Source organism: Brevundimonas vesicularis (genome assembly GCF_032067225.1).
Classification (GTDB): Bacteria; Pseudomonadota; Alphaproteobacteria; order Caulobacterales; family Caulobacteraceae; genus Brevundimonas; species Brevundimonas vesicularis_F.
In genome coordinates this window covers 12,435-14,486 of the sequence record NZ_DAMBJX010000065.1, presented here as the reverse complement: position 1 = coordinate 14,486, position 2,052 = coordinate 12,435, and the positions used below count along the sequence as shown (strand labels likewise).

At 68.3% G+C, this 2,052-nt stretch carries 3 protein-coding genes; 2 read left to right on the top strand and 1 reads right to left on the bottom strand.

Annotated features, from left to right (window positions below; genetic code table 11):
• Positions 1-66: 66 nt before the first annotated feature.
• Positions 67-831 carry a ligase-associated DNA damage response endonuclease PdeM gene (gene pdeM / locus RT123_RS13605; RefSeq protein WP_313009663.1) on the top strand — a complete coding sequence of 255 codons (765 nt, stop codon included), beginning with the start codon at positions 67-69 and terminating at the stop codon, positions 829-831.
• 93 nt (positions 832-924) lie between these two features.
• The gene (locus RT123_RS13600; protein ID WP_313009661.1) at positions 925-1,386 is read left to right on the top strand and encodes a hypothetical protein; all 462 of its coding nucleotides are present in this window, start codon (positions 925-927) and stop codon (positions 1,384-1,386) included.
• Here RT123_RS13600 and RT123_RS13595 read toward each other — a convergent pair.
• Entirely contained in the window at positions 1,383-1,943 is a 561-nt protein-coding gene (locus RT123_RS13595; RefSeq protein WP_313009660.1) for an HNH endonuclease, read from the bottom strand. The genes RT123_RS13600 and RT123_RS13595 overlap by 4 nt on opposite strands.
• Positions 1,944-2,052 lie beyond the last annotated feature (109 nt).

The following is a 2,052-nucleotide window of genomic DNA, read 5'->3' as shown; positions in this document are numbered from 1 at the left end:
CGCCGACCTGCTGATCGCCGAGGTCATGGACGACGCCGAGCCGCCAAGCCAGTCGGGTGCCGCCGCATGAACGCCGCCCTGCGCCAGACCCTGTCCCCGGCCCGCAAGATCTGCGGTTCGCTGAGCGTGCGGATCGCGGGCGAGGCCTGCGTGCTGCGCTGTTCCGGAGCGATGTGGGTTCCGGCCCACGGCGCCCTGATCGTCGCGGACCTGCATCTGGAAAAGGGCTCTGCCTTCGCCGTGCGCGGCCAGCTTCTGCCGCCCTATGACAGCCGCGCCACGCTGGACAGGCTGGAAGCCGAGATCGTCGAACTGAACCCGGCCGTGGTCGTGCTACTGGGCGACAGCTTCCATGACACCAAGGCCATTCCTCGCATGGCGGCCGACGACCGGGAGCGGCTGGACCGGCTGGCGGCGGGGCGCGACTGGCTGTGGCTGGAGGGCAATCACGACCGCGAGGCCCTGAACCGCAGCATGGCCCGCGATGCGGAGGCGACCGTCCGCCTGCCCGGCCGGATCGTCGGCGACATGATCCTCGGCGCGCTGCGTCTGACCCACGAACCGGAGGTGCTGACCGCCGACGACGACCGTCGTGGAGAGGTCGCGGGCCACCTTCACCCCGCCGCCAAGGTCGCTGCCTATGGGCGCGGCGTGCGCCGTCCTTGTTTCGTCACCGACGGATCGCGCATCGTCCTGCCGGCCTTCGGCGCCTTCACCGGGGGGCTAAACGTGCTCGATCCCGCCATCGCCGACCTTTTCGCCACCCCGCCGCTGGCAGCCGCCCTGGGACGAGACCGTGTCCACGCCCTGGATTGGGCGATCCTGCGATAGTCTGTTCGTAAAGCGTTCAGCACGTCGCTTCACCGCATCTTGGCAGACGGCGATGCAGGATGACGGCGGATCAAGGTCACGGACACCCGCCTCATGCTCACGCCCCGCCGCATCGTCATGGCCGCCCGCCTCGGCTTCGCCCTGGCGGCGCTGGGCATGGCCATCCTGATGCTGGGACCATTTCAGGGCCTGGAACAGGTCTTCGGCCTGAACGACAAGGCCGCCCACGTCATCGCCTTCTATGGCGTGGCCAGCGGCCTGTTCCTGGTCGCGCCGAACCAGCGCCGCGACGACCTGGCCCTCTATGTCATCGCCGCCGCCTTCGGGGCGGAACTGCTTCAGGCCCTGACCGGCCGCAGCGTCTCCGTCATCGATTTCCTGGCGGGCGCGGCCGGCGTCGTCGCCGCCTGGGCGCCCGGCCGGATCGAACAGTTGCGCCAAGCCTTCCGCCGCCATCCGGACATGACCCTGGCCGAAATCGATCGGCTGGATCGCCGCCTGCGCCGTCGCCGCGTGGAAACCAGCCGCCCGGGCGTCGCCGTCCTGCGGCCCTAGGGCTCCAGCTCGATGTCCCAATAAAGGTAGTCCAGCCAGCTCTGGTGCAGATAGTGCGGCGGGAAGCGTCGGCCAGCGTCCTGAAGCTGCCAGGCGTTGGGGCGATAGGGTTCGCGGCGGATCTGCATCATCGCCTGGCGCGGCGTTCGCCCGCCCTTGGCCAGATTGCAGGGGCTGCAGGCCGCGACGATATTGTCCCAGGTCGTGCGTCCGCCCTGTGAGCGCGGGATGACGTGGTCGAAGGTCAATTCAGCCGACTGACCGCAGTACTGACAGGCGAAGCCGTCGCGCAGGAAGACGTTGAAGCGCGTGAAGGCGGGGCTGCGGTCCTGATCCACATAGCTGCGCAGCGCAATCACGCTGGGAAGCTGCATCTCCATCGACGGCGAGCGGACGACCTTGTCATACAGGGACACCACGTCCACGCGGTCCTGATAGACCGCCTTGACCGCCTCCTCCCACGGCCACAGCGACAGCGGATAATAGGACAGCGGCCGGAAGTCGGCGTTCAACACCAGGGCGGGGAAGCCGGAGGGCGGTCGATGGAGAACCTGCATCAGGCCCTCCCGCGCGGACGGGGGGATTTTGAGGCGACAGAGGTGAGGACACGTCTCCTTCCCTAGTCTTGTGAGATCAGCCTACCCCTGATTCCCGATCATCGCCATG

Excerpts from the sequence above, each read along its gene's own strand:
- pdeM (WP_313009663.1), top strand. The coding sequence starts at position 67 with ATGAACGCCGCCCTGCGCCAGACCCTGTCCCCGGCCCGCAAGATCTGC.
- RT123_RS13600 (WP_313009661.1), top strand. The coding sequence starts at position 925 with ATGCTCACGCCCCGCCGCATCGTCATGGCCGCCCGCCTCGGCTTCGCC.
- RT123_RS13595 (WP_313009660.1), bottom strand. The coding sequence starts at position 1,943 with ATGCAGGTTCTCCATCGACCGCCCTCCGGCTTCCCCGCCCTGGTGTTG.